This window comes from Paenibacillus sp. OSY-SE (assembly GCF_000283315.1).
GTDB classification, from domain to species: domain Bacteria; phylum Bacillota; class Bacilli; order Paenibacillales; family Paenibacillaceae; genus Paenibacillus_B; species Paenibacillus_B profundus.
Genome location: NZ_ALKF01000186.1, coordinates 52,287 through 77,662 on the forward strand (window position 1 = coordinate 52,287; position 25,376 = coordinate 77,662).

28 protein-coding genes are annotated in these 25,376 nt (G+C 49.2%); 2 read left to right on the plus strand and 26 right to left on the minus strand.

Translation table 11 applies throughout. The annotated features are described in order from the left end of the window. Positions 1-140: 140 nt before the first annotated feature. From A372_RS0116940 to A372_RS0116960, 5 genes are read right to left on the minus strand one after another with little or no spacing between them, the layout of a single operon-like run. Positions 141-530: a DUF350 domain-containing protein gene (locus A372_RS0116940; RefSeq protein ID WP_019422071.1), complete on the minus strand. Its 390-nt coding sequence runs from the start codon at positions 528-530 to the stop codon at positions 141-143. Further along, positions 527-1,216: a hypothetical protein gene (locus A372_RS0116945; protein WP_019422072.1), complete on the minus strand. Its 690-nt coding sequence runs from the start codon at positions 1,214-1,216 to the stop codon at positions 527-529. The genes A372_RS0116940 and A372_RS0116945 overlap by 4 nt, the downstream gene beginning before the upstream one ends. Before the next feature lie 5 nt (positions 1,217-1,221). Next, the gene (locus A372_RS0116950) at positions 1,222-2,412 is read right to left on the minus strand and encodes a glutathionylspermidine synthase family protein (RefSeq protein ID WP_019422073.1); all 1,191 of its coding nucleotides are present in this window, start codon (positions 2,410-2,412) and stop codon (positions 1,222-1,224) included. Beyond that, complete coding sequence (locus A372_RS0116955; RefSeq protein ID WP_019422074.1) at positions 2,412-3,083, minus strand: hypothetical protein; 672 nt, start codon at positions 3,081-3,083, stop codon at positions 2,412-2,414. Before A372_RS0116955 ends, A372_RS0116950 begins: the two co-directional genes overlap by 1 nt. 32 nt (positions 3,084-3,115) lie before the next feature. Then, positions 3,116-3,325: a hypothetical protein gene (locus A372_RS0116960; protein ID WP_019422075.1), complete on the minus strand. Its 210-nt coding sequence runs from the start codon at positions 3,323-3,325 to the stop codon at positions 3,116-3,118. Positions 3,326-3,829: 504 nt separating this feature from the next. Between A372_RS0116960 and A372_RS0116970 the strand changes: the two genes are divergently transcribed. Together A372_RS0116970 and cdaS are read left to right on the plus strand one after the other, a co-directional pair. Continuing rightward, positions 3,830-5,755 carry an acyltransferase family protein gene (locus A372_RS0116970; protein WP_019422077.1) on the plus strand — a complete coding sequence of 642 codons (1,926 nt, stop codon included), beginning with the start codon at positions 3,830-3,832 and terminating at the stop codon, positions 5,753-5,755. A 544-nt stretch (positions 5,756-6,299) separates the two neighbouring features. Then, on the plus strand, positions 6,300-6,932 hold the full coding sequence (gene cdaS, locus A372_RS0116975; RefSeq protein WP_019422078.1) for a sporulation-specific diadenylate cyclase CdaS: 633 nt from the start codon (positions 6,300-6,302) through the stop codon (positions 6,930-6,932). 46 nt (positions 6,933-6,978) lie between these two features. On the opposite strand, the gene A372_RS0116980 is transcribed toward cdaS, so the two are convergent. The 21 genes from A372_RS0116980 to A372_RS0117080 all read right to left on the minus strand — a co-directional run bounded on the left by A372_RS0116980 (position 6,979) and on the right by A372_RS0117080 (position 25,349). Then, entirely contained in the window at positions 6,979-7,590 is a 612-nt protein-coding gene (locus A372_RS0116980; RefSeq protein WP_019422079.1) for a flavin reductase family protein, read from the minus strand. Positions 7,591-7,617: 27 nt separating this feature from the next. After that, positions 7,618-8,229, minus strand: a complete 612-nt coding sequence (locus tag A372_RS0116985) for an alpha/beta hydrolase (protein ID WP_019422080.1) — start codon at positions 8,227-8,229, stop codon at positions 7,618-7,620. Next, positions 8,229-9,176 carry a ring-cleaving dioxygenase gene (locus A372_RS0116990; protein WP_019422081.1) on the minus strand — a complete coding sequence of 316 codons (948 nt, stop codon included), beginning with the start codon at positions 9,174-9,176 and terminating at the stop codon, positions 8,229-8,231. Before A372_RS0116990 ends, A372_RS0116985 begins: the two co-directional genes overlap by 1 nt. A 163-nt stretch (positions 9,177-9,339) precedes the next feature. Further along, positions 9,340-9,495, minus strand: coding sequence for a hypothetical protein (locus A372_RS37430; RefSeq protein ID WP_019422082.1), 156 nt, complete (start codon positions 9,493-9,495; stop codon positions 9,340-9,342). A 161-nt stretch (positions 9,496-9,656) separates the two neighbouring features. Further along, positions 9,657-9,911, minus strand: a complete 255-nt coding sequence (locus A372_RS0117000) for a hypothetical protein (RefSeq protein ID WP_019422083.1) — start codon at positions 9,909-9,911, stop codon at positions 9,657-9,659. Between the two features lie 96 nt (positions 9,912-10,007). Then, positions 10,008-11,072, minus strand: a complete 1,065-nt coding sequence (locus A372_RS0117005) for a hypothetical protein (protein ID WP_019422084.1) — start codon at positions 11,070-11,072, stop codon at positions 10,008-10,010. Between the two features lie 166 nt (positions 11,073-11,238). Beyond that, positions 11,239-11,814 carry an ATP-dependent Clp endopeptidase proteolytic subunit ClpP gene (gene clpP, locus A372_RS0117010; protein ID WP_019422085.1) on the minus strand — a complete coding sequence of 192 codons (576 nt, stop codon included), beginning with the start codon at positions 11,812-11,814 and terminating at the stop codon, positions 11,239-11,241. An 18-nt stretch (positions 11,815-11,832) separates the two neighbouring features. Beyond that, positions 11,833-12,567, minus strand: a complete 735-nt coding sequence (locus tag A372_RS0117015) for an RNA polymerase sigma factor (protein ID WP_019422086.1) — start codon at positions 12,565-12,567, stop codon at positions 11,833-11,835. 316 nt (positions 12,568-12,883) lie between these two features. Then, on the minus strand, positions 12,884-13,327 hold the full coding sequence (locus A372_RS39595) for a YrvL family regulatory protein (protein ID WP_019422087.1): 444 nt from the start codon (positions 13,325-13,327) through the stop codon (positions 12,884-12,886). After that, positions 13,221-13,478: a hypothetical protein gene (locus A372_RS37980; protein ID WP_192813619.1), complete on the minus strand. Its 258-nt coding sequence runs from the start codon at positions 13,476-13,478 to the stop codon at positions 13,221-13,223. The genes A372_RS39595 and A372_RS37980 overlap by 107 nt, the downstream gene beginning before the upstream one ends. 153 nt (positions 13,479-13,631) lie before the next feature. Beyond that, positions 13,632-14,615 carry a phosphotransferase family protein gene (locus tag A372_RS0117025; protein ID WP_019422088.1) on the minus strand — a complete coding sequence of 328 codons (984 nt, stop codon included), beginning with the start codon at positions 14,613-14,615 and terminating at the stop codon, positions 13,632-13,634. A 155-nt stretch (positions 14,616-14,770) separates the two neighbouring features. Beyond that, positions 14,771-16,576, minus strand: a complete 1,806-nt coding sequence (locus tag A372_RS37985; RefSeq protein ID WP_019422089.1) for a Gmad2 immunoglobulin-like domain-containing protein — start codon at positions 16,574-16,576, stop codon at positions 14,771-14,773. 317 nt (positions 16,577-16,893) lie between these two features. Further along, positions 16,894-18,888 (minus strand): transketolase, encoded by a 1,995-nt coding sequence (tkt, locus tag A372_RS0117035; protein ID WP_019422090.1) that lies wholly within the window; start codon positions 18,886-18,888, stop codon positions 16,894-16,896. Then, on the minus strand, positions 18,872-20,416 hold the full coding sequence (gene zwf / locus A372_RS0117040; protein ID WP_019422091.1) for a glucose-6-phosphate dehydrogenase: 1,545 nt from the start codon (positions 20,414-20,416) through the stop codon (positions 18,872-18,874). Before zwf ends, tkt begins: the two co-directional genes overlap by 17 nt. Positions 20,417-20,549: 133 nt before the next feature. Beyond that, a complete protein-coding gene (locus tag A372_RS0117045; protein ID WP_237728549.1) occupies positions 20,550-21,137 on the minus strand; it encodes a peroxiredoxin in 588 nt (195 codons plus the stop codon). Positions 21,138-21,176: 39 nt separating this feature from the next. Further along, positions 21,177-21,422: a glutaredoxin family protein gene (locus A372_RS0117050; RefSeq protein ID WP_019422093.1), complete on the minus strand. Its 246-nt coding sequence runs from the start codon at positions 21,420-21,422 to the stop codon at positions 21,177-21,179. Positions 21,423-21,484: 62 nt separating this feature from the next. Further along, a complete protein-coding gene (gene trxB / locus A372_RS0117055) occupies positions 21,485-22,411 on the minus strand; it encodes a thioredoxin-disulfide reductase (protein WP_019422094.1) in 927 nt (308 codons plus the stop codon). 344 nt (positions 22,412-22,755) lie between these two features. Then, positions 22,756-23,493, minus strand: coding sequence for a winged helix-turn-helix domain-containing protein (locus A372_RS0117060; protein WP_019422095.1), 738 nt, complete (start codon positions 23,491-23,493; stop codon positions 22,756-22,758). Then, positions 23,463-23,867 (minus strand): Fur family transcriptional regulator, encoded by a 405-nt coding sequence (locus A372_RS0117065; RefSeq protein ID WP_019422096.1) that lies wholly within the window; start codon positions 23,865-23,867, stop codon positions 23,463-23,465. The genes A372_RS0117060 and A372_RS0117065 overlap by 31 nt, the downstream gene beginning before the upstream one ends. 339 nt (positions 23,868-24,206) lie before the next feature. Next, positions 24,207-24,419 carry a hypothetical protein gene (locus A372_RS0117075; RefSeq protein ID WP_019422098.1) on the minus strand — a complete coding sequence of 71 codons (213 nt, stop codon included), beginning with the start codon at positions 24,417-24,419 and terminating at the stop codon, positions 24,207-24,209. A gap of 57 nt (positions 24,420-24,476) precedes the next feature. Continuing rightward, the gene (locus tag A372_RS0117080) at positions 24,477-25,349 is read right to left on the minus strand and encodes a LysR family transcriptional regulator (protein WP_019422099.1); all 873 of its coding nucleotides are present in this window, start codon (positions 25,347-25,349) and stop codon (positions 24,477-24,479) included. Between the last annotated feature and the right edge of the window lie 27 nt (positions 25,350-25,376).

Consider the following 25,376-nt stretch of genomic DNA (forward strand, 5'->3'; position numbering starts at 1 on the left):
CCATTCCCCCTTCTCTACCTTCCCTAATATCAGCGTTGGGCAATCAATAAAAATATTATACAATAAAAACCAATCAAGCGTCATCGCGCTCGATTGGTTTACAAATTGGTATTCGTTTATCGCTTCTCTCGAACTGACGATTATATGATTAAGCTGCTAATCGCGAAGCTCATACCGATATACAAGAAGCAGAGCAGTACGCCTACGGCAACGTTGCCTTCTTGCAGCTGCTCGGACAGTTTCATCCTTGGCGTAACCCAATCGAACAGCAAATAGGTCATCATCAAGCATACATAACCGACTGCGAACCAGAGAGCCATATGCCAGATCGATGTATTGGTGTAAGCCGAGATTCCAAGTACAATTGCCGTCGACAAAAATTTGCCGCCCATCGCAAGCCCGACAGCGACGTTTCCTTGCTTCAATTCATCGAAATCGTTATACGGCGTCAGCAAGCTGAAAATGTACATCCCAACAAACTGCAGCACAATGATAACGATAATACTAATCATAATATTGATGGCGATCAATCTGCCCACCCCCTGAATTTGGCCATCGCCAAATCATAATCAACAAAGTCATGCACTTCTTCCAACACAGCCTTCACCTTTTTCTTATCTTTCAACTGTAAGTAACGAGCCTCGTCGATCGGCTGTTTGACGGTATGCCCCGAAGGCAATGTCATGACGGCGAACTGACGGAACTTGCCTTGATACTCCGTTTTATATACACCGAGCAACTCGACATCGGCGCTTAAATTTACCTTTAAGCTTTGCAAATCTTTCTCCGCGTCCTGCTTGGATGGATACGACTTGATCGGTTCCCAGGACGATAATCGGACGTCATTGCGTCCTTCGTTGCCCGCGATCATTTCAGCGGTCATATATTGCAGCGTCCAAATCTTGTCTCCTGTCGCATAGTTGTTGTCATTCGGCAGCAGCTCGTTATCCGGCAGCAGCGTCATATCCCCGCCGATGATGTCGCCGACCGTGGCGCTATCAATTTTGTAGTCCCATGGGACTGTATTGGTCGCGGTTGCGCTTGTATATCCGGCATCGTCCGCTCCAGAATTGAACAGTTGACTGGCTATTACTATGAAAAAAATGATAACGACAAACGCTATAATTATTTTAAGCGTGCGCTGGTTATCTAGGCTTGAATGGCCCTTGCGGTGACGGTTCGAATCCCGTCTCTGACGGTTCCAGTCTTGGTTCATGACTATCACCTCACTCCAATCGCTACGAAATGACTGCTATTGCCTGTAATAAGCCCCCCGGCGCGTCCGAGGATGCCGCACGGCTCTCCATTAATGACGAATACACCGGTCAGCAGGTGATAATCTCCGTTGTGCAGCCGTACGGTTGCCAGTTCTGCCCGCTTCTGGAACACCCTGCTGAAGAAACAGCTTGTGTCAAAGCCCTCTTCATCTTTGGTTTCCATGTTGCCGTGCGAATCAAACAGACATACGGATCCGCCTTCACGCCCGAACATCGATTTGGATACGTAGCTTCCGTCGAACACGGCTTTGTTGTAGGTTGGAAGCATATACTGTTCAATAACGGCGTGCTCTTCCGGTGTATACAGCTCGGACCCTAGTTCATGTACCGCCCAGATGACGGCTTGCAGCCCCTTCGACTGCAAGATGACCGCATGCAGTGAATTAAAGAGCCGCACATTGCCCGTTTCAATGGCATAAGATAACGCTTCTCCCCCATCATCGATCGCCATCCACTCTTTCGGGTACAGCGCGAAGAGACTGTGAATCGCCTGCTGTGTGGCATCCTTTACCACGCCATCGTCGATCCACAGCTCCAGACAATCTACGCAGCGAACCGGAAGCCCGGAATGTTGTACGAGCATATCGATCGTTCCTGAATCTTCAGCATGCTCCCCATAGCCCACGCAAGCGGCATAGTCCGGCCGATCCACAGCCCAAGCTTCCTTCACCCGGTCGGCCATGGCCGAGTTCGGTGTCCATGCGCCGAGTTGGTCGCACATCCACGGCGTTGCCACTGCTGCTTCCACATATCCGGTTGGCGTATCCGCGTTTAATTCCAACAGCTTGATGGCCCCGTTATCCGATATGGCAAAGTCAAAACGGGCATACTTGCTCAGCTTGCCGAACTCGTCCAGCGTCAGCGTGTCCAATCCATCCCACAGCACTTCCGGAATGGACAACAGGTCGTACAGATCCCTCCGTCCGATAACGAAGCGGGCTGCTTTGTCAAAAATGCTCCACAGCTTTGCCGATACGGAAAAAAGCTCCTGATACGTGTGCCTATTCATGGTGACAATCTGGTCTATCCAATACCGTTCCTCCTGCCAATCGGCCCAACCGAATCCAAGCGCTGCAAGCTGATCGACACGTGAAGCCCTATCGGCATGAGGCGTCCCGATTACTTCGAATCCCATTATCCGCCGAAGCCTCCTCCCTTCGAGCTGTTCGAAGAACTGAACCCGCTCGATTTGCCGCCGATACCACCAGGAGAGGAAGAATTCGATTTAGTGCCGCCGACGGACGAACGCCGAATTATCGAACCCGATCCGTTCGACGTGTGCGGGCGAATCGCCGAATTCACGACGGGACGATTCTGAAATGCATCAGCCGAAAACGATTTGGTCTTATAGGGCGCATTAGTGCGCGTATCGTAGACTCCGCCTCTCGTCGACCAACCGGAAGAAGAATAGGCTCTTCCATTGTTGAATATCAAATGGTACAGCAGCATATCGTCCCATCCGAAGCCGCCGTGATGGATGACGGTCGGTGATTGGCTGCTAGCTCCACCTGAGGCAACAGCGCCTCCACTGCCACTTCCTTGCTGCTCCCCTTCCTTCTCTTGGGGCAGAGGAATGTTCCAATCCACATTCGCATCGAAATATTTCTTGACTTCCTCCGTAGACCATTCTACTAATTTGGCCTGATCGGCCGGTGCAGCCGCTTCCTGTCCCAATGCCGATGGGATTAAGAGCAAGTTGGCCGCCAAGGCGACGCCCAGCGAGGTGCTTAACACCTTTAATGATTTCTCTTTATGTCTAGGTTTCTCTTCCGGAGCTTGTTCACCGGTTCGTTTCTCCTCATTCATCTGTTCTTGCCTCCTCCCCTGCTTCATCCGCTTTATGGCTTCTGTGCCGCAACGACAAGCAGTTCAAACTCCCCCGTGTTTACGTTCAGGCGTCCTTCCAGCATCTCGTATTCGATGTCGTTCACGAGCAAATAATTAGCATGATCCAGCAATTGGACCATATTTGCGTTCCATTCCCGTTCATCGATAGGAAGAAGTTCCCCGGAGGCTGATTTTTCGAAAATAACGATTTTAGTGTGCAATGAATTCTCCTCCAAACTTGTTCATTATCCGTTATCAAAAAGGGACTTTTTGAACTACCTCTAATCATATCTTTTTACGGCGTTAATATATGGTAAGTTTCATATCTAAAACAACCAAGGCATTTTTAATGCGTAACAATAACAGGTGTTACGCTTTTGAAGCGTTTTTGTGATGACTTTGTAACGATAACGGTTCAATAGTCATTTATAGTTATGACAGGAATACATATCGTGATGACTGCGGGCAGTGAATCGGATTCAAGTCGCTTGATGAAGTATATATGCTGTTGAGGATAATCCCCCGTTTTCTTATGTAGCAGATAACGGGGGTTTTTATGCCTTCATTCATGCGGACGCACCAATTGAATATAGAAAGGATAGAGAAATGAATGGATCGCATGTGGATTGGTGATCGGGTTATACATAGCATTTATCAGTGGAATGACAGAGCATTCCATTTCATACATACGGTTTCGGTTTCAGACTATGAAGGAGATATGAAATATGAATGGCCGGAGTAAGGAACAAGGACGCTATATGACAGGGTTGGATGGACTCCGCGCATTGGCGGTGCTCGCGGTCATCATTTATCACCTTGACCCGAGTTGGCTGCCTGGAGGATTTCTGGGAGTCGGCGTGTTTTTCGTATTGTCTGGCTATCTCGTTACGGACATTATCATTGCCGCACGGACACGAAATCATCGAATTCATCTCAAAGACTTCTGGATTCGCCGTTCACGCCGGCTCCTTCCCGCCATGCTCGTCATGCTTGTAGCCGTCGTGGCGTGGATTACAATTATGGATAAGTCCCTGCTCCCTACGGTAAAAGGGGATGTGCTGGCAACATTGTTGTATTCCAGCAATTGGTGGCTTATCTTTCATCAGGTTTCGTACTTTGATCATTTTGGGCCTCAATCCCCTTTTATACATATGTGGTCTCTTGCAGTGGAAGGACAGTTTTACCTGATATGGCCGCTGCTGTTAGCTATTGCTTTCCGTTATGCTCCGAAGCGCGGACAGCTGTTTGCAGCAATACTCGCCGTTGCAGCGATTTCATTTATGGCTATGGCGATTATGTATGAGCCTGGAACCGATCCTAGCCGAGTCTATTTTGGAACGGATACCCGGGCATTCGCTTTGTTGCTTGGATCAGCGCTCGCCATTCTGTGGCCGAGCGCTAGATTGCGCATTGGAATTTCTCGCCCGGAGCGGGTGATGATTGAAATTATCGGCTGGTCCGGACTCATTGTCATCATCGAGATGTTTTTCTTAATGAATCGATATGACGATATGCTGTATCGCGGCGGATTCGTCCTCCTGTCCATAGCTGCTACCATGGTGGTCGCAGCGGTCGCTCATCCGGCAAGCAGCTTGAGCCGGCTGTTGAGTTGGGGACCGCTCCGGTGGATTGGCGTTCGATCATACGGCATTTATCTATGGCATTATCCTGTTATCGTATTGACCAGTCCGGCTGATCGGAGAGGGGAAACCGATTGGAGCCTGATCATTGTACAGATCGCCCTCAGTTTCATCGTTGCCGCAATATCATGGCGGTTTATCGAAGAACCGGTTCGTCGCGGCAAGTTGGGGTCGGTCCGCCAACAAATCGCCGACCGGAGTTGGCAGTGGCATCAGGTACGGATAAAGCATTGGATTGCATCAGTATGCATTTTGGGCGTATTCATCGTATTTTGCTTCGGCATGAGTTATCAGACTCCCGTCATCTCGGCCAGCAACGAGACGCATGAGAAGAGCCCTTCTGTTATGAGGGATCACCGTAAGCCAGATAAGCCCGACAAGCCTGCTCCCGATCATTCCAAGCATGAGGGTGGTAAGGCTGAGACAAAGAATAACCCCGATCCTTCTCGCAAGCCTCATGTCGATTCGGTAGTTAACAAGCAGCCGGATCCGCCGGACTCGGGAAGTATCCAGGCAGAGCTCATGGTGACGGCCATCGGTGACTCTATTATGGTCGATGTCGCGCCCTACTTGGAGCAGCAGTTCCAGAATATCGAAGTCGATGCGGAGATCGGCCGCCAAATGTCCAAAGCTCCCGACGTGCTGCAGCAGCTCAAAGAACAAGGTAAACTGGGCGAGTATCTCATTGTTGAGTTGGGAACGAACGGGGTATTCAACAAGAAAGAATTGATTGCCTACTTGAGTTCGCTGGAGGGTGTCCGACAAATCGTATTAGTAAACACCCGTATGCCGGATGAATATGAGAGTCAAGTCAACTCCGCTTTGAAAGAAGTCGCTGAAGCACTGCCTAATGCCACACTCGTCGATTGGCACGCGGCCAGCAAAGATAAAGACTCCTATTTCGCACCTGACAGAGTGCACCTGAATAAGTCCGGAGCCAAGTATTATGCCTCGCTCGTAGCCGAAGCGGTACGAGTAGGATTAGCGCCTGCGAAACGAAATGACGGATAAAATGGTAGGACATCGTGCTCACACAAAGTACGATGTCCTTTGATTTAAGCTAGAACTAAAAGTCATCCAGCGCAGCTCCTCTTAACAAGCGAAAAGGCAGCGATAAAAGCTGAGCCGTGTCCTCCTTGTCTCATCCTACATTGGATTCTGTCCAATGGAACAGCACGTAAACCTCTTTGTCGGTAGGTTTGATTGGAGATCGTCCAATGTTATGACACTCATTTCGCCGCAATCGCAGAAAACAGCCCGATCCACTGTACAAAATACAGTTAAAATGCCGTACAGCCGCCTCATCCATACATTCTACTGTAAATTTTCCAATGGAACTTACTTTGACTGCGGAAAAACAATGTAGATCAACCTATATAGCATTTTTAATCCAAACATCGATTCACCATACAGTTCTATCGGGGACTCTGACATTATTGCAAGGTGCAGTCGGTGCTGGCATTAGTCCTTTCATGAAGTTTCCAGTATAAACAAGTAACTGGCAGTCTACATTAGATTTACATGAAGTCTAAGGCATGATAAGGAGTCTATTGTAATGCAGACTGAAAATTGCAATATGTCCGCAGTGAAACGTAATTTGAGACAACAATTGGAGCAGGTATTTGGCGATATCCGCCACAGTCTGGATGTGCTCGATCGTGAAAATAACTGCTTGCTCGGTATGTTTGAGCATATAAGGAAACAAATCATACAGATCGAATCGACAGCCGCTTCGTTCTATTTGAATTGTTATTTATCTCCGTATACTGACAAATATGCCGAGTTGACATTAGGCATTAATCATTTGACACAGCGAAGGCTCGGTGCGTTGATTGTCGTGCAGCGAGAAGATTCGCTTGAAAATTTGATTCAGCCGGGCACTCCTATTGGTGCAACCTTAACCCATTCGCTGCTCGAGTCCATCTTCATTTCAGGCAGTCCCCTCCATGACGGCGCCGTCATCATCCGAGCGAACGAAATCGTGTCGGCTGGCAATATTTTGCCCCTGTCCCATTCCGTCCCTGCCGGAACGAAAGTAGGAACCCGGCATCGTGCCGCAACGGGATTGAGCGAGCGCAGCGATGCCCTTGTGCTCGTCGTCTCTGAAGAAAGAGGAACGGCATCATTCGCCTTGAATGGCAAACTCTATCCAATTGCTCCCGTTAATCCGAACGACGAACAGCCATAACCACCATCTGTACGACCAATGGAGGTTATGGCTTAATTGCACTCCACTATTGTGGACGCTCTATCGAAAACAGCTTTCCTAATGTGGAATAATAGCTTCCTGCCAAACGGCTGACCGGATTTAACTTTTCGGGATCAATACGGCCATTGTCATAAATGTCATCCGCGATCTGGAAGCGAACGACACGAGCGATAAGCAAATCGCAGGTCGGTATTTCGCCAGTTCCCCCGAGCGGTATGGACCTTTCCAACACACATTCCATTCTGACCTTCGCTTCAGCGATGCCCGGGACGGCAATCGTTTCGCTTGCAACCGGCGTTAAACCGGCTAACTCGACTTCGCTCTCATGCGGTGGCAAGTTGGCCGCCGTTTCGTTTACGGCCGCAATGGCGGCTTCATCCACGATGTGAATGACAAGCGCCCCCATCTCGATTGCATTTCTGGCTGTATCCTTCATGACTCCGTTTTTGCGTTGCACCGATACCGACAGCATCGGCGGCGTACTCGAGACGATCGAGAAATAGCTGAACGGTGCGGCATTTAATACTCCATCCTGCGAGAGCGTCGTTACGAAAGCAATGGGTCTCGGAATTACACTGCCGATGAGCAGCTTATAATTATCCCGTTCGCTTTGCATTGCCGGATCAATCGATATCATATCTATCCTCCTGTTCACCCTGCGCAATTATTTCAAAAATTGTTCCCGAAACCAAGTCGCTGCTGCTGCCGCCTCCGAAGCTGTCAATTGATGGCCGAAGTGCTCCCAATGGATGGCAACCGATGCACCCGCTTCGCTGAGCAGCTTGTTAAGCTCTTCTGTTTCCTGAGGCGAACAAATCGGGTCATTTGTGCCCGCCCCAATAAAGATAGGGGTGTCTGATAAGCCAGGAAGCTCTATGCCTCTCCGTGGAACCATGGGATGATGGAGAATGGCGCCCTTCCATGCAGCTTTATAATGAAATAGCAGGCTGCCTGCAATATTAGCCCCGTTGGAGTAACCGACGGCAACCAGGTTCGTTCTGTCGAGTGAATATTCATCAGCAGCCTGCTCCAAGAAATCGTACACTTCTTTTGTCCGGAAGATCAGATCTTCCTCATCGAAGACGCCTTCGGCCAACCGTTTAAAAAAACGTGGCATCCCATGTTCCAGTACATTGCCCCGGAGACTGAGCACTGAGGATTCAGGCGAAATGATATTGGCGAGCGGCAGCAAATCTTGCTCCGTTCCTCCGGTTCCGTGAAATAGAACTAGCGTCGGCGCCTTTGAATCGGCACCCTTTTCGAAAATATGCTTCATTATTTCCCCTCCTCCAATGTACGTACTTGGATCGGATGCAAGTTTGCTTCAATTGCAGAGCGATGCGGTTCAAACCATTTTGGCAGCATCAATTTCTCGCCTAACGCGTCTGCGTCTTCATCGCGCGCAAAACCTGGCGGATCCGTCGCAATTTCGAATAAGATGCCGCCTCCTTCCCGAAAATAGATGGCATTGAAATATTGACGATCAATTATCGGCGTCGATTGATAGTTGTTATGCTCTACTATGTTTCTCCATTCCTCGTGCTCCGCAAAGTCTTTCGCGCGCCATGCAATATGGTGTACGGTGCCTGCACCCCCATTTCCAGCCTCCAAGCTAGTCAGTGGCACATCAATGAGGTTGCCAAGATCGCCTGCAGCCTGAAAACGAACATATTGGACGTCTTCTCCGACTTTTTTTAATCCAAGTATATTTTCGAGTGTATCTATCGTCTTCTCTGTATTCGTGCTGAATAACACGGCACCGCCAAACCCTTTAATCGCCTTGTCGGTCGGAATGCCACCAAATGTCCACTCGCTATGTGGACCTGCTTGTCGTTCGACGAGTTCGAGCCGCAGCCCTTCATTGTCCGAGAATTGAAGATAATCTTCCGCAAACCTTGTCGCTTTCATGACCGAAATTCCGAAGCGCTTCAAGCGATCTTCCCAAAAACGAAGCGAGCCTGGGGGTACGACATACGTCGTAATTCCCACTTGACCGCCACCGATACGTCCTTTACGCGAATTAGGCCATGGGAAAAATGTAATGATCGTGCCTGGGCTTCCCGCATGATCGCCGAAGTAAAGGTGGTATACTTCAGGAGCATCGAAATTAATCGTTTTCTTGACGAGCCGCAGACCAAGCACTCCAGCGTAAAAGTCGACGTTTGCTTGCGGATCTCTTGCAAAGGCCGTAATATGATGAATTCCTGCAGTTTGCAATGTCATATGTGTTCTCTCCTTTATCGTTCACCAATATAGTCCGATTTCGAACCGTATCCTATCCTAAAAACGTCATAATCATTTACCTATTAGTTCGATGCTTATTATCTTCATTTCGAGATATCATTCCAAAAAAGTTCCGCTGCTAAATAGGATTGTGAGACTATCCTTATTGAACTCTCGGCATGAATGACTCTGCGGTCTTCCTGGCGCCATTACGTTTCATATCATAAACCTCATGATCCATGAGGGTCCGATAGACTTTGGAAAGGACGACGAACAGCTTAAGCGAAACGGCCTGGTCATTATCCATCGTACGGTTCATTCCATGTCACCTCCCGGATAAAGTCTTTACTTTAATTATCTTGAATTAAAGATATTATATTTTCATACTCTTGTCAAGTCAGTACATCCTCTCAACTTTGGGGATTGAAAAAGAACCTGGCGGCAATAATACCGTCAGGCTCAGCAGTACTTACAATTCGATTATAATCCAAACCGGTACCGCTGCCTCTTGGTTCCCGAAAGCCGCATAATCGTTTCCGCGGCGCGCAGTCGATGCTCCTCGTGCTCGGAATCGAGCAATTCAACGAGCACGCGCATCGCTTTATCGTGCACTTCACCCAGCTGCGTTCCTGCCGCGCTCTGCTTCGGCCGCATCCACATCGTTCGCGCTTCCAGCTCGATAGCGGCCTGTTCCATCTCGATCTGTTTCTGTGCGGAATAGTAATCAGGCTGCACTTCAATCACCTCATTCTATAATCGATTCAACCTTTCAAGCTGCCGTCTATGCCTCAAATCTCCTTGTCCCTTGCCGTATTATTCCATCCTTTGACCTTATGAGCTTCCATCCGCGCCCAAACGACCGATGTACATTAATTTGCCTGCCTCGTAATCGTCTGCGCCGCCATCCAAGATGCGCCGCACGTCTTCCAGCGTAACCTGCAGCGATATCCATTCGGCCTTCTTGTTCGTATAAGGCTCCGCGATATAGAACGGCTGGGTGAGAAAGGCTTCCAATCGCTCTCCGCGGCGATACGTCTCGACTTCGTTGTCTGGGATATGCTCCAATCCGTGCACAGTGACGAGCGCGTGCAATTCCCGATAACGGCGCAGCAGCTTCCGCGCGCGTTGTTGAACCGTCAAGTGGGTCGCCTCTAGCTGGGCCCCCTCCAAAATCGTAGAAGTGGAAGCAATCGGGTCCACCGCAGGAAATAATCTGCGGCTCGACAGCCCCATGTCGAACCGCCATAGTGTATCGAGCGGTCCATATGGCAGCTCGGCGTCGACGGACTCACCGCGAGTATCCACGAGCGTAATCGTGACCGGCCGTTCTCCCGGTCCTTGCAGCCGCTCCTGCAAAGCCAGCAGTTCTCCCGACAGCACTACTTCGCGGTCGGCTCCGAGAATGACATCCCGTTCGTCACGCAAGCTCGAGATATGCTCACACACCTCATCCATCGACCTGCATGTAATATCGGCCGCATCGACCGCATCGCTAACCCCGGCGCTTTCATCCGCGGGCATCCAGAACACGGCTGTGAACCCGCGCTGGCGAAGCCGATGGAAGATTTCCGCCAGGACGACCAGCTGTCCCATCCCTGGCCGCGCGACCAGACCGACCGTACCGCCCCGCACAAGCGGAGCGAACAAATCCAACGTTTTTACGCCTGTCTCGATCATGCCCATCCCACTCCCCCGAATGATCAATTCATCTAATGTACAGCCGGCAAGCGCGGCGAGAGTAACCAACGTTCGGACTTCCGCTCGCCCAACGGGTATTTTGCCGGTACACAGGTTCGATACGGTAGCTGGCCTCAACCCGGCTGCCTTGGCCGCTACGGTCAGATTCGGAACCCGCCGCCGCAGCAATGGAACATTCAACTGTAAATGCTCACTCACTTATACTCCCTCCTTTGTTACTTTATATAGTAATTATATTTACTCTAAAAAGCAATGCTTATTTGCATGATTATTCCATAAATCCGCACTAGTCCAAAACAACGCACAAAAAAACCAATCGAACAATATCGAGTTCGATTGGTTTTTCGGTTGTGTTATACCTTTATTACTGGACGATCCGGTCGATCAACCCGTATTTTACAGCCTCCTCCGCATCCAAAAATCGATCGCGGTCCGTATCCTGCTCAATCCGTGCGATTGGCTGGCCGGTATGCTCAGAGAGGACGCGATTAATCTTGTGCCGGGTCTTTATGATCCAATCAGCATGAATCTGGATGTCAGCCGCCTGCCCACGCACCCCGCCGAGTGGCTGGTGAATCATCACCTCGCTGTTCGCGAGCGACAGCCGCTTGCCCTTCGCGCCTCCCGCGAGCAGAACGGCGCCAAAGCTTGCCGCCATCCCTATGCAGATTGTAGATACATCAGGCTTAATGAAGCGCATCGTATCATAAATGGAGAAACCGGAGGTCACCGAGCCTCCCGGACTATTAATGTACATTTGAATATCCTTTTCGGGGTTCTCTGCGGCTAAAAACAGCAGCTGAGCCACAATCGAATTGGCCATCTGATCTTCAATTTCTCCGGATACCATGACGATTCTGTCGCTTAAGAGCCGGGAATAAATATCGTAGCTGCGCTCTCCCCGGCTGGTCTGCTCTACCACATACGGTACTAAATTCATGGGACGCTTCTCCTTTCATTATGCCGCCAACATGGAATAGAAGCTGTAGACGGTGTTTGTCCCCATTCCCTGACTGCGGCGGGCGCGGTGCTCGAGCACTGTCCCTATGCATACAACAGGCTCGATGATATCGTTCATTCCCAAAGCGACGAGCCGGTTCGCATCACCATTGCGAAATGCGGACAGATAAGCTTTCAACAGCTCTTGTTCCGCGTCCTGATCCCAGGGGTCGGGAAGCCGTTCGGCTTCGGAGTCGCCGAAGGATCCAAGCACTGTGCGGGCACGATGAAGCGCTGACTTAATTGCTCCTTCCGTAGTGTTGAGCAGTGTTGCGGTATCGGCTGATGTGTATCCGAACGCCACCCTCAGCAGAAATACGGTCCGCTGCAGCGGCGACAAGTGCTTGAGCATAATCCACAACGCGGACTCCAGCTCCAGTCGGGTATCGACGCCTGACTCAATCGGAAGTTCCGTCGCGTCTTGAAGCCGCTTAGCGGCACGCTCCTTGCGGATGCGGTCAATCCAGGCATGCTTGGCTGTCCGCAGCAAGTAAGCTTCGGGATGAACTGATTCGCCGCCTGTTCGGCGTAAAGCCGGCAACGCCTTGAGGCAAGCTTCCTGAACGAGATCCTCCGCTTCCCACTTCGAAGCAGTCAGGGATAGACAATAGTTCCGGAGCGAAGGGAGCGCCCCAATAAGAGCAGCATGCACCTCAGCTTCGGATGATTGGAAATCGGATTTCACAAAGGCCATGGAAAGGGCCCTCCTTTGCTAAGTCCATCATTTACACTAAGTAAACGTATGAACGATTGAAAAAGATACGCGGCTTCAAAAAATGCATAAATCCCCTATAATTGAACGGGCTGGCGATATCCGCTCCTTCTTTTCTTCCAAAATAATTGTACGGCTATTCTCCTACGGAATTTCTTGCAAAACTCGAAAAAAACGAAGTGAGAGCATTTAAACTACTGGCTCGAGCCACTAAAAACAAGATACGGATACAGGATCTACATACGAAGCAGGGGCGGGAAAATAAGCAGGTACGGCAGAGATCTTCAACTCATGCAGCTTATTCATTTCTTGGTTTATCTGACTCGCGTTTGCTCGAAGATATGGATGTATCAATCAGATATATAATGAGCACAAAACCAATCTCAGAAAGAATAGAGAAGTGAACCGAGGTCATCAATTCATCAATAATATGAATAGCAGAAAAGTCGAGTAAAATCCGAAAAATGGCGGCGTGCCGCTTCTTGACAATTCGCCCGGTTTTATGAAAGTATCTAGCTTTAAAAAATATTAAAATCACATTGACAATAGCATCGGCAATCAATGAAAAACCAAAAAACATTAATATCGACGTCCATGATTCATATTCGACTCCTAATAATTCGAAAATGCCGATATTAAAAAAAAGAAAAAAACAAACAACTCCAATCAGTATAGAAAGCAATAAAATACTTACAATAATGATGGGAATTATCTCTTTTAACATTTCCTTTTTTCTTTTCATTTTTTACCTCTCTCGTTATGATGTGGCTAATAAATGTCATAATTACTTTTGCAATTGCCTCAGCAACATCTTTTGGAACTTTAACCGCAACTGCTGCTTTCACTATTGCCCCTTCTGTCCATTTCTCAATAGAGTCAAGCGCATCAGCCATTTTCGATGAATACTTTCTTACGTTTTTAGCCATCTCTTTGTTAAATAGTTTGAGAAAAGGTTCTAAGGCCCATCCTCCGATTCTTAAAGCATGTTTAATAGTCTTGGCCGTGGCAAAAACAGGGCGCGAATCTTGCAGTTTCCGCTAAAGTCGTCAAAAAGGCGCATATTCATGCAATGTCTTAGTGACTAACCGCTTTAAATCAAGCACTCGGTTTGGCGCCTCTGCCGTCGAATGATTCAGCATATCACATAAGGCAATTAGATCTTCTAACTTAGACAGCAGCTTCCAGTTGGAAGGAAGAACTCCGCCGGATTGCACATACGAGCGAATAAAATGGCGCTCAAACGTAGAGTCGTTCTCTTCATAGCGTAACATGTTGGCGATATCCACAAGCCGGCTTCCGGAAAAAGCGAATTCCCAATCCAATACTGCCGACACGGTGCAGCCTCGCGATTGCTGGATAAGTATATTTAATCCGTTAAAATCGGAATGGACAAGAACTGGTGCTTCCAGTTGCTCCGATAACTGCGGACCATATCGCTGGCTGAATGACCACAGAGCTTGCGCAAGCTCCTCCCCAAGCCAATACCCAGATTTCTTTACAAAAAGACTATCCTCGATAAAAGCAAGAAAATGATCGGAATCCATCCTAAAAGAGTGAGTTACATCGAGATTTTTACCGAAAAATCCGGCTACGGGAAAGGAATGGGCATGAATTTGGGCGAGGCTGCTGCCGACGGAAGCCGCTGTCGCAATGACATCTTCGGCAGCGCCTTCTCTTAGCACATCTCGCAAAAGCGCCCCTTCTTTCCACTCGAGTACGGCCCACGGCCTCTCGAATCTGGTGCAGCTCATATCGGCACACAGAATATGCGGGACAGGGACGGTGTCCTGAACGAACCGGGAAATTGCAAGTTCTTTGTCCGCCACCTCTTCGCCTCCCCTATATAAGCGAAGCACGTAGGGCTTATCTATTCCGTCAAGTTGGATCTTATAGTTGGTATTGCTGTATCCTTCGCTAATTCGTGTTGCAGCAGTCAGTCGTTTGCTGTTAAATAAGGGGCCGACCAGCGCCTCGATTTCAAGCAAGTTAAGTGCTACAGGAGCTTCCGTTCTTTCCCAATTGTCTTTCATAATACGAGCCTCCCTCATGTTCAACATTTTCATTGTAACAGAGCCGCACCTTTATCGCCCCTCCTTGTCTCATCCATTGGATGTTGGGCTACTGCGACCAAGCCAAAAAACCAACCGAACACAAGGCTCGATTGGTTATGACAATACTTCAATCATTAATGTAAAGGCACCATAAGCTTATGTAACTGTTTCGGGCCTTCCTCCGACGGATTCTCTTCATACAGAATGAGCGCTACCGATGATTGCGGTTTTTCTTCAAAGTTGATCTGTATTTCAAACTTGCCCCAGTCTGGACCTCCAGCACTTGCAGTAGTAAATGACTTAATAATCGGCTTCGAATTTTCCATAACTTCAAATTGTACGGTCCCCTCATATACTCGGGCTTCGCCTTTCACGACATAATGGCCGGGTCTTATTTTGTGGATCATTAGGTTGCGGAATGCTTCATTTCCAAGGGGGGTTTGCTTCTCGCCGGCTTGCAGCTCTGCTCCATATATTTGAACGAACTGTCTAATCGGGGTAAAGCTCGTTCCATTCCAATGCAGGACGGTCTCGAGTATTCCCAACCGATCTGCTTCATACTGACCAATAATGTTTTGAGCGGCAGTCAAATCGTAAGTACCGTTTCGTTCGTAATCAATCGGATACAGCCCGCCTACATTACCTACTTCTCCTGTCATTGGTTTTATCAGTTTTCCATTTTGATCATAAATGGATGCCAAATAATCGGCACCTTTATACGCGATATCAATTGTATACTTGGTGCTCATCTGACGATTGATGACATCCACTTTGAAGTTGTCTTTATATACGACATCGTAGTTCTCTTTCGTTTTGTTGTAGATTTCAGAATCAAATATACGTTGAAAATGATCATTCTTAAAGGAATATAGATTAGCGTATATGATGCCGCCGCTTCCTCCAGCATCGATTACAATAAAAATGTCGTCCACTTTATCACCGGTAAAATCCCCTAAAAATATCGTCGGATTGTATCCGGCATTTGCGGCAAGAGGGATTTTTGTAATGTTTTTGGTATGGCCGTCTTGCACGAATAGGTCAATATTATCGAAAAATGGACTTCCTGCTCCGAAAGGTTTGTTTCCCGTCAAAAAGACCCGATCCGGCACCCTATCTCCGTTCACGTCTCCATGCTTCATATCGAGTATCAGGCTGTTAATGCCTTTGGCATCGGCCTTGGGCTTCGATTGAGTATGCTCAAGCTCCTGCTTCAGCTGAAGCAACTTCTCTTTCGATGGATAAGGATGAGGAAGACTGAGCGCATGCTCAATCGATTTCAACGCTAAATTTGGCATGCCTGCCTTGGCCTGCGCGTCGGCAAGATAGTACCAATAAAATGAGAAGCTTGGATGCTCCTTCACTAATGTTTCGTAATAAGCTGCTACCCGTCTGAAGTAATAAGGGTATACATCCTTAGCCGGAATCAGTCCTGCCGGGCTCCAACGGTAAATTTCAACTGTATACGCATCTCCTGTATCATGTTCCCATAACGCGATTTCAGCTTTTCCGTCCTTTCCGTGCTTGCCAGGCATATCTTCGACCTCGAGCTTGCTGAAATAGATTCCCTTAGGAAACAGGTGTTGAAAACCGTGTGGCGTCCATTGCAACCCATCCAATTCCGACCATATGCTTCCAATCTGCCACCCCATGATAATATTATGGGCATTACTTCCTGTAACCGGCGCCGCCAACAAGTTCGTTACGTTATAACCATTCCCCTTTATGACCGCCGACCTTCTCCAAGTGCCGTCAGATTGCTTCAATATCGTGACATATAATTGTTCTTGGTCTTTATATACGGCGACGATCTCATTCTGGCCGTCTCCGTCTACATCAGCAACGATATATGCCGGTCGGTTATTCGGCAATAGTGCAATTTCTGCTCCGGGCGGGAGTGAGCCGGTTATTTCGTGCAAGTAATCAGTGTGATTGACGCTCATACCGAATTCCTCCTCCTTTCTCTGACCGCCACTAAGGGTCATCAGATTGTATGCCGAATCCCGTCATGAACATTCCTTTTGCTGCAATATGCCGCATGATTCAAGCGAATAATAACAAACACCACCTCCCATTTACGGGAAAGTGGTGTATTTGTTAATCCATTCCGAAATCTATCGTTCCAATACATTTTGAACCCAGATTGAGTCCCATTTTACCTAAACCGATTAACCCGACTCTCATGATGCATTGACTTCAAGGATGATGCGTAGCAGGTTATAGCCTTTCTGCATGTTAGCATGTCGTATATTTCGGACTTTCAAACGTTCAAAAGCTGCTTCGCGATGCGTACGGCGTTCTCGACCGTGAATCCGAAATGCTCCATCACTTCATGTCCCGGTCCGGAAGCGCCGAACGTGTCGATCGAGAGCACGTTGCCCTGTGAGCCTGCATATCTTTCCCATCCCATCGAAATACCGGCTTCCATCGCTATCCGTGCTGTCACGGATGGAGGCAGCACCGTTTGCTTATAGTCAGCGGATTGGCGTTCAAACAATTCCCAGCTCGGCATGGCCACGACGCGGACGGAGACACCTTCGCGCTCCAGTTCGGCCTTCGTCTGCACCGCAATGGCCACCTCGGAACCTGTCCCGATAAGAATAAGCTCTGGATTGTCATTCGTCTCGGCTAAGACGTAAGCGCCTTTGGCCAGGGCATTCACATTCGCGGTCGTAGCTTCAAGCACCGGCAAGTTCTGGCGGCTCAATACGAGTGCAACCGGACCGTCCATTTGCTGCAACGCATATGCCCAAGCGCTAGCCGTCTCGTTCGCATCGCTTGGGCGAATGACCGTCAGCCCCGGGATAGCGCGCAGAGCAGCCAACTGTTCGATCGGCTCGTGCGTAGGCCCGTCCTCGCCGACGGCGATGGAATCATGCGTGAACACGTACACGACTGGCAGCTTCTGCAACGCCGCCAGACGGATAGTCGGGCGCAAATAATCGTTGAAGACGAAAAATGTGCTCACGAACGGCTTCACGCCGCCGTGCAGCGCGAGACCGTTGGCGGCCGCTCCCATGGCATGCTCCCGGACTCCGAAGTAAACATTGCGGCCTGCGTACGATTCAACCGCGAACTTCTGCTCCTCGCGAATGTCTGTCATGGTAGAATGAGACAGATCCGCGCTTCCCCCGAATAGGGATGGCACGATCGATACGTAATGATTGATCGCTTCCCCGCTTGCGACACGGGTGGATACCATTGTCCCCGGTTCAAAGGTCAAAATGTGCTGCGGAGCGATTCCTGCCTTACCAGCGATGGCATTCTCCAATTCATCGTGCAAGGCGGGATGTTCCACTTTATAGGAAGCCATCAATTGCTGCCATGCCGCTTCCTTCTCCGCACCTGCTCGCTGCTTCTCTTCGAAATGGGCCTTAACCTCGTCCGGCACGAAGAAGTCTTCTTCGTATTGCCAGCCGTATGCAGCCTTGGTCGCTTGTGCTTCCTCAGCGCCGAGCGGATTGCCGTGCGCTTTGTTCGTTCCGGCGACCTTCGGGCTGCCATATCCGATAATCGTGCGGATTTCGATCAATGTCGGCTGAGCCGTATGCTGCTTGGCCGCTGCAATCGCCTCCGTAATCGCAGCCACATCATTGCCGTCCTCGATCCGGATATAGTGCCAGTTTGCAGACTCCATCCGTTTTTCTATATTTTCCGAGAATGAAAGGTTCAATGTTCCGTCCAGCGAAATGTCATTGGAATCATACAGAACAATCAACTTGCCGAGCTTCATATGACCGGCCATCGACATCGCCTCGTACGATACCCCTTCCATAAGGTCACCGTCTCCTGCCAGCGCATAAGTATAGTGGTCGATAACCGGAAAGCCTTCGCGATTGAACTTTGCAGCCAGATGCGCCTCTGCCATTGCCATGCCAACCGCGGAGGAGATGCCTTGCCCAAGCGGACCGGTCGTCGCTTCAACGCCATCCGTATGTCCGACTTCGGGATGGCCCGGTGTTCTGCTATGCAGCTTCCGGAATTGCTTCAGGTCATCCAGCGTAACTTGATAGCCGAACAAGTGCAGCAGGCTGTACAGCAGACTGGAACCGTGACCCGCTGACAAGACGAACCGATCGCGATTGAACCAGCCCGAATTGGCAGGATTGTGCTGCAAATGGTTAGCCCAGAGAGCGTACGCCATCGGCGCGGCTCCCATCGGCAAGCCGGGATGACCGGAATTGGCCCGGTTCACCGCATCGATGGACAACGTTCGAATTGTAGTAACGCTTAATTGCTCAACGGACGGGTTCATATTTGCACTCTTCTCCTTTTTTGTTGACGATATGTGATACCGTTGCTGCATCTGAATCGAGAGCAGGCCACCAATGAAAGCCGTCTTCTTCCAGAAGGCCCCGGGACGCCTCAGGACCATCGCTGCCTGCTTCATACAAGTGAAGAGGCACAAAATTGTTGGCCTTATCTTCGAACGCCTCTAGAATCGGCTGCACCCATTTCCAGGACAGCTCCACTTCATCCCAACGGGCAAAAAATGTTGGATCACCCACAAGCGCATTATGGATTAGGTTCTCATACGCTTCAGGGACATCGTCCTGATTGGCGGCATAATGAACGCGGATCGGTTCTGTCTTTAAATCGTTGTTTGCATCTTTCACATTCAGCTGGAAGGAGATCCCCTCGTTCGGGCCGATATCGATGATCAGCAGATTCGGAGTGGTCGGCTCATTTGTCCGGCTATATTTATCGAGCGGATCTTTGAATTCGATGACGATGCGGGTCGATTTCTCCGCCATCCGCTTCCCTGTTCGAATATAGAATGGAACCTCGCTCCAGAAGTAATTGTCAATCCACAGTCTTGCGGCAATGAACGTATCATTGTTAGATGCTGCTCCGATACCGGGCTCTTCGGTGTACCCTGCAACAGGCTTGCCATCGATGTATCCTGACGTATATTGGCCGCGGATTACATGATGGATAACTTCTTCCTTGTGGAACTGCCGCAGCGAGGCCAACACCGATCTCTTCTTGTCGGCGACGTCCTCGGCCGTGCTGTGTCTCGGGAGCTGCATGGCGAACATCGTCAGCACTTGCAGCATATGGTTCTGGAACATATCGCGAATTGCGCCGGCCTTGTCATAGTAAGCCGCGCGCTCCTCGACGCCAACCGTTTCGCTCGCCGTGATTTGCACATTGGCGACGTATTGGTTTTTCCATAACGCCTGCAAGATCGGGTTCGTGTATTCCAACATTTGCAGGTTCTGAATCATTGGCTTGCCGAGATAGTGGTCGATGCGGAACACTTCCTCTTCGGCGAATACGCTGCTTAACTGCTCGTTCAAGGCGCGGGCCGATTGCAAATCTCTGCCGAACGGCTTCTCGATCAAGAGACGCTTCCATCCAGACACGCTGCCCAAGCCACTTTCCTGGATGTTCCGCGCAATCGTCTCGAACAATTCCGGAGCGACTGACAGGTAGAAGATGCGGTTCTCGGGAATGCTAAGCTGTTGCTCGCGCTTGCGCACCAGCTCGAGAAGCTGCTCGTAATCTTCCGGAACCGCCACGTTCAGCCGGCAATATCGGAACAGATCCAAGAAAGCGTTCAGCTCGGCCTCATTCACTGCCGGCCGTCTGGAAAATATCCGGATCGATTGTTCCACACGGCTGCGAAAATCGGACTCCGTCCATTCTGTTCTTCCAAGACCAATGACGGAAAACGATGGGGACAATTTACGATCTATATATAAGTTAAAGAGGGCCGGATAGATTTTGCGCTGTGCCAAATCTCCAGTAGCTCCAAATAGTACAAAGGTTGCTGCGTTCATTCAAAACCCTCCTGCCTGTTGTCGAGGTTGTTCAAATAGTGACCTTTTTGAACTCGTATTATTATGAAGTGAAATAATCGTATGAAAAGAAATCCGCTCGGAGGAGCGGATTTCCCATGATTGCGCATGTGCCTCAGCCTAATGTCTTCTGGCCGGGTCTCCAGTTCGCAGGACACAGACCTCCCGCTTGGAGCGCCTGCAAAATGCGCAGCGTTTCGTCGACGCTGCGGCCCACATTCATATCTGTCACCACTTGGTAACGAAGGATTCCTTCCGGATCGATGATGAACAAGCCGCGATGCGCAGCTGCCGTCTCTTCATCGAGAATGCCATAGCTATGAGCAACCTCTTTTGTGAAGTCAGATACCATCGGATAGTTGATCGGACCGATGCCGTTGTGGTCGCGCGGCGTTTGAATCCATGCCCGGTGAGTATGAATGCTGTCGACGGAGGCGCCGAGAATCTCACAGTCAAGCTGTTTGAACTCCTCGTAGCTGTCGCTGAAGGCAACGATTTCGGTTGGGCATACATACGTGAAGTCGAACGGCCAGAAGAAGAACACGAGCCATTTCCCGCGATAATCCTCCAAAGAAATACGCTCTTCGAGTGTCTCGATATTCTTCGTCGAGAGCAGGTTGAAGGAAGGCGCAGGAAGGCCTACTTTGGCAAACGGATAGTCGGTCGTCATTGTCGTAGCTGCTGTCATGGATGTTGGTTGCATCATTTGATATCTCCTCTTACGTTTCGTATTTTCGTATTTTTATTGAAGTTCTGCCAGAGCTTTGTTCAATTGGATTTGGTTGAAACCAAGAATGTTTGCGTCACCGATGACAGTGACCGGTACGGATCTCATCCCGGTATTCCACAATTCCTCGGCATACGTTTCATCCTTGTCGATATTCCGTTCTTCGAATTCGACGCCTTTTTCGTTGAGGAATTTTTTTACTTGCGTGCAATATTGGCAATGCGTGCTGGAATAGACGATTACTTTTTTATTATTGGACATTGGTTTCTCTCCTTTATTAGCTTCATTAAGCCTATAATATTTATCCTCATCAAAAGGGTACATTACGAATGAACGGATTCCAGAAATCGTTCACAATCAAGTGCCGCCATACAGCCGGTACCGGCTGCGCTGATGGCCTGACGATATCGGTTATCCTGAACGTCTCCGCAGGCAAATACGCCTGAAATGTTCGTTGCCGTCGTTCCTGGATTGACCAGCAGATATCCGTGCTCGTCCGTCGTCAGCTGACCGCCGAGGAACTTCGTGTTCGGTGTATGGCCGATTGCCACGAAGATGCCTTGCGTCTCGATGATTTCTTCCTGTCCGGTATCGTTGTTTCTTACCTTCAGACCAGTCACGCCATGTTCTCCTGCTACTACTTCAAGCGGTGTCCGGTTCAAGCTCCAGCTAATTTTGTCATTTTGGCGCGCGCGTTCCTGCATAATTTTCGAAGCGCGCAGCTCAGTGCGACGGTTGACGAGAACAACCTCAGAGGCGAAGCGTGTCAGGAAATTAGCTTCCTCCATCGCCGAATCCCCTCCTCCGATGACGATAATCTTCTTGTTGCGGAAGAAGAAACCGTCACAAGTGGCGCATGTGCTGACACCCCGTCCGACATTGTCCCGCTCTCCGGGAATACCGAGATATTTGGCGGATGCGCCTGTCGATACAATCAACGTCTCCGTCTGGATCTCGCCGAGTCCATCAACCGTCAACGTAAACGGGCGTTGAGACAGATCCGTTTGACTCACCCAGCCCGAACGGAATTCAGCTCCAAAGCGTTCCGCTTGCTTGCGCATATTGTCCATTAATTCCGGCCCCATAATTCCATCAGGGAAGCCGGGGAAGTTCTCGACTTCAGTAGTCGTGGTCAACTGGCCGCCTGGTTCCGGTCCTTCGATAATTAAAGGATTCAAGTTCGCACGGGCCAAGTAAATGGCTGCGGTAAGTCCAGCAGGTCCCGTTCCGACAATTACTGTTTTGTACATGATATCAGCTCCATCATTTATCTCAATTTAGATTTAAACTTAAACTAAATATAAGTTTGTGTTTAAAAAGGCCCTTTTCAGCACCGAGAAGGTTGCAAGAACCCGAAGAAGGAGGAGCGGAGTGTAGGCAAGACTACATGAGCACCGGACTTCAAGGGTGAATGCAAGATTCGATGTCGAATTTACTTCAAGGTATATACTTCGTGATCAAAAGGAACTTTTTAAACTACCTCTATAAATCTTGCTTACAAAAACATCATACCATCGGTGCAACGCTGCATCATGAAGGTATGATGAAGACAAAATGAACCCTTCATGAAGAATACATGAAGGGTTCATGAAGATTAATCAGCTATTCGATAGCCGATCCCTCTTACGGTAACGATATACTTTGGATTTTTGGGGGCATCCCCCAGCTTCTGGCGCAAGCTTTTAATATGAACGTCGACGGAGTTGCTGCCTCCGAAATAATTTTCTCCCCACACAAACTCCATAATTTCCTGTCTGGTCATCACGCCGCCGCCTTTTAACAAGAGCCCTTTGAGCAGATCGAATTCAGTTCGGGTCAGTTCGATTTTCATTCCTGCTTTTAGTACAATAATGCGCTTCAAGTCAACGACTATATCCTTGAACCGCAATTGGTCATTGCCTTCCATCGGCTGCAGGGAATCATTCGAGCTTACCAGTTCCTCGATCTTGGCCAAGGCGGCTTCGATCGGGCAAGGCCACAGCAGAACCTCTTTTCCTTGCGTATCTGAATCCTCCCCTTCACCGTGCAGAAGGAGCATGGAACGATGATTTCCGGGAATGGAAGCCGACTTATCGGCAGGAACGGTCCGCGTCCGATCGACGATAATTAAGTCACTGTTCATCGATAGCAAGACAGGATCTTGTTCCTGATGGAACAGCAGAACATCATAACAGCGGATGGTGAGGGCGACGAACAGTGAACGAATGGATGCCGGGAACGGACTGACGATGACGACCCGTCGCGTCGTCTCGCAGAACTGCCCCTCTTCGAAGCTCGTTGCAGAACCTGTTGCGTTATCATTTATTGGACTGTTTTCTTCGAATCGCTGCACGCCGCACACACTCCTTTAAATAGAAACTCCTCTTCCGTAATAGCGAAACCTGTCTCCTCAGCTATACGCTCCAACCACTCCTTAGGCTTAGAGATGCATACTTCCTCCACCCGGCCGCACTTGACGCACACGACATGCTGGTGATCATCCGTGCGCGCATCATAGCGGCTTGCGTCTCCTTCCAGCTTCAACTCGCGAATGAGACCTTCCTTCGTCAAGTACCGGAGAGAATTATATACCGTCGCATAGGCGAAGCTATGTCCGTGTTCCTTGAGACGATCCATGACGTCCGACGCGGTCGGGTGATCTGATGAATGAGATATGATATCATATATCGTTTTACGCGGAATCGTTAACATTCCTTTGCGAGCCATGAGGAAACCTCCATTTTTATACTTAGTTTAAATATAAAAAACATCGCCTCATAAGTCAACCTCACTGCATCCCCCGTGAAAAAGTAAGGCGGAAGGGTTGGGCGTGTCAGCGTGCCCACTTGTCCCATCCATTGGATTTGATCCAATGAAACAGCAGCGCATATCTCTATACCGTCGCTTTGATTGGAATTGATCCAATGGTTTGACGCTTCATCCGCGCGAATGGCTGAAAAACGGTCCGTTCCATTGGACAAATTACAGTCCACATGCCGTTTAACCGCCGCGTCCGTACACTTGACTATACATGTTCCAATGGGACTAACTTCGACCACTTCGACCTCACCCATGGAAAAGAAAAAAGCGAGTTCTGCGTCGCCACGCAAACCCGCGTGTCGTTTTCTGCTCCGGGTTCGGGGTCTGCTGGCCGACCGTTGGCGGCGTCGTTCCACCCGTACACCCAACTAACAGAGATACGGCCATGATGAATGCTAAGACAGGGCTGACAGCTTGCTTAAGCTTCAATTGAATGCGTTGCTGCATCAATCTCAACAACCAATAGCAGCCACTCCTTGCGAATGGCTGCACGTACGGCTTGCCGAAGTTCCTCTTTTACCGGGCACCGTACAGGCTGGCCAACAGCTCTGAAATAGAAGCGGCCAGACTCGAATTTTCAATTATTTTTAACGTTGCCGCGTACACATTATGCTTAGGAGGCTGCCATGTTAATTCGTGTTCCAAAATATGAAGCTCTTTATTTTCAACATAACTCTTAACGATCGACTTGGGAATTAGGGTAAACCAATTTTCCTCCAAGCAACGTTTCATCACAATCGTTGTCTGATTGATTTTAAAGGCAGGCATATACCTCTCACCCATTTCATGGTAAAACCAATCCATAAACGGCTTGCCCCAGTCATTCAGCACAAAATTCGATCGGTGCAAATCATCCATCGTGATCTTGCGACCGAACGGTTGACGAGCGACAAAAACATAATCATCTTCGATGATGTGGTGCACCGCCAGTCTCGGATGGCGCGGCTTCATATAAGTAATACCCACATGAATAATACCGTCAATGACCTTCTCTAACGTATTCTCCGAAGAGTGCGTCAATAATTCGCAAGCAATAGCGGGATGGTTGTGCTGGAATTCCCGCAGTTGCTCTCCGAATATATACATCCATGCTGAAGTAGGTCCCCCGATCACAAATCTTTCAGAATACTTTTCTTGCAATTTTAATGCCTCTATACTTTCCGCATACAGAGAAATCATTCTCTCGGCATAGGGCAAGAAGGACACGCCTGCTGGTGTTAAAGCTACGTGTTTGTTGTTTCTTATTAGTAAAGGTGTTCCCATTAACTCCTCTAATGTCTTAATTCTTGCCGTTACCGTCGATTGCGCCACATGCAAGCTCTCTGCGCTTCTGGTGAAGTTCTTGCTCTTTACTACAGCAAGGAAAGCTTGCAATTGCTCAATATCCATTTCAATCCCTCCTCTTTAGAGGTTGTT

What these genes read in the sequence shown, in the direction of transcription:
- A372_RS0116945 (WP_019422072.1), bottom strand. Translation starts at nt 1,216, where the DNA reads ATGAACCAAGACTGGAACCGTCAGAGACGGGATTCGAACCGTCACCGC.
- A372_RS0116950 (WP_019422073.1), bottom strand. Translation starts at nt 2,412, where the DNA reads ATGGGATTCGAAGTAATCGGGACGCCTCATGCCGATAGGGCTTCACGT.
- A372_RS0116955 (WP_019422074.1), bottom strand. Translation starts at nt 3,083, where the DNA reads ATGAATGAGGAGAAACGAACCGGTGAACAAGCTCCGGAAGAGAAACCT.
- A372_RS0116970 (WP_019422077.1), top strand. Translation starts at nt 3,830, where the DNA reads ATGAATGGCCGGAGTAAGGAACAAGGACGCTATATGACAGGGTTGGAT.
- cdaS (WP_019422078.1), top strand. Translation starts at nt 6,300, where the DNA reads ATGCAGACTGAAAATTGCAATATGTCCGCAGTGAAACGTAATTTGAGA.
- A372_RS0116980 (WP_019422079.1), bottom strand. Translation starts at nt 7,590, where the DNA reads ATGATATCGATTGATCCGGCAATGCAAAGCGAACGGGATAATTATAAG.
- A372_RS0116985 (WP_019422080.1), bottom strand. Translation starts at nt 8,229, where the DNA reads ATGAAGCATATTTTCGAAAAGGGTGCCGATTCAAAGGCGCCGACGCTA.
- A372_RS0116990 (WP_019422081.1), bottom strand. Translation starts at nt 9,176, where the DNA reads ATGACATTGCAAACTGCAGGAATTCATCATATTACGGCCTTTGCAAGA.
- A372_RS37430 (WP_019422082.1), bottom strand. Translation starts at nt 9,495, where the DNA reads ATGAACCGTACGATGGATAATGACCAGGCCGTTTCGCTTAAGCTGTTC.
- clpP (WP_019422085.1), bottom strand. Translation starts at nt 11,814, where the DNA reads ATGAATTTAGTACCGTATGTGGTAGAGCAGACCAGCCGGGGAGAGCGC.
- A372_RS0117015 (WP_019422086.1), bottom strand. Translation starts at nt 12,567, where the DNA reads ATGGCCTTTGTGAAATCCGATTTCCAATCATCCGAAGCTGAGGTGCAT.
- A372_RS39595 (WP_019422087.1), bottom strand. Translation starts at nt 13,327, where the DNA reads ATGAAAAGAAAAAAGGAAATGTTAAAAGAGATAATTCCCATCATTATT.
- A372_RS37980 (WP_192813619.1), bottom strand. Translation starts at nt 13,478, where the DNA reads ATGGCTGATGCGCTTGACTCTATTGAGAAATGGACAGAAGGGGCAATA.
- A372_RS0117025 (WP_019422088.1), bottom strand. Translation starts at nt 14,615, where the DNA reads ATGAAAGACAATTGGGAAAGAACGGAAGCTCCTGTAGCACTTAACTTG.
- A372_RS37985 (WP_019422089.1), bottom strand. Translation starts at nt 16,576, where the DNA reads ATGAGCGTCAATCACACTGATTACTTGCACGAAATAACCGGCTCACTC.
- tkt (WP_019422090.1), bottom strand. Translation starts at nt 18,888, where the DNA reads ATGAACCCGTCCGTTGAGCAATTAAGCGTTACTACAATTCGAACGTTG.
- zwf (WP_019422091.1), bottom strand. Translation starts at nt 20,416, where the DNA reads ATGAACGCAGCAACCTTTGTACTATTTGGAGCTACTGGAGATTTGGCA.
- A372_RS0117045 (WP_237728549.1), bottom strand. Translation starts at nt 21,137, where the DNA reads ATGCAACCAACATCCATGACAGCAGCTACGACAATGACGACCGACTAT.
- A372_RS0117050 (WP_019422093.1), bottom strand. Translation starts at nt 21,422, where the DNA reads ATGTCCAATAATAAAAAAGTAATCGTCTATTCCAGCACGCATTGCCAA.
- trxB (WP_019422094.1), bottom strand. Translation starts at nt 22,411, where the DNA reads ATGTACAAAACAGTAATTGTCGGAACGGGACCTGCTGGACTTACCGCA.
- A372_RS0117065 (WP_019422096.1), bottom strand. Translation starts at nt 23,867, where the DNA reads ATGGCTCGCAAAGGAATGTTAACGATTCCGCGTAAAACGATATATGAT.
- A372_RS0117080 (WP_019422099.1), bottom strand. Translation starts at nt 25,349, where the DNA reads ATGGATATTGAGCAATTGCAAGCTTTCCTTGCTGTAGTAAAGAGCAAG.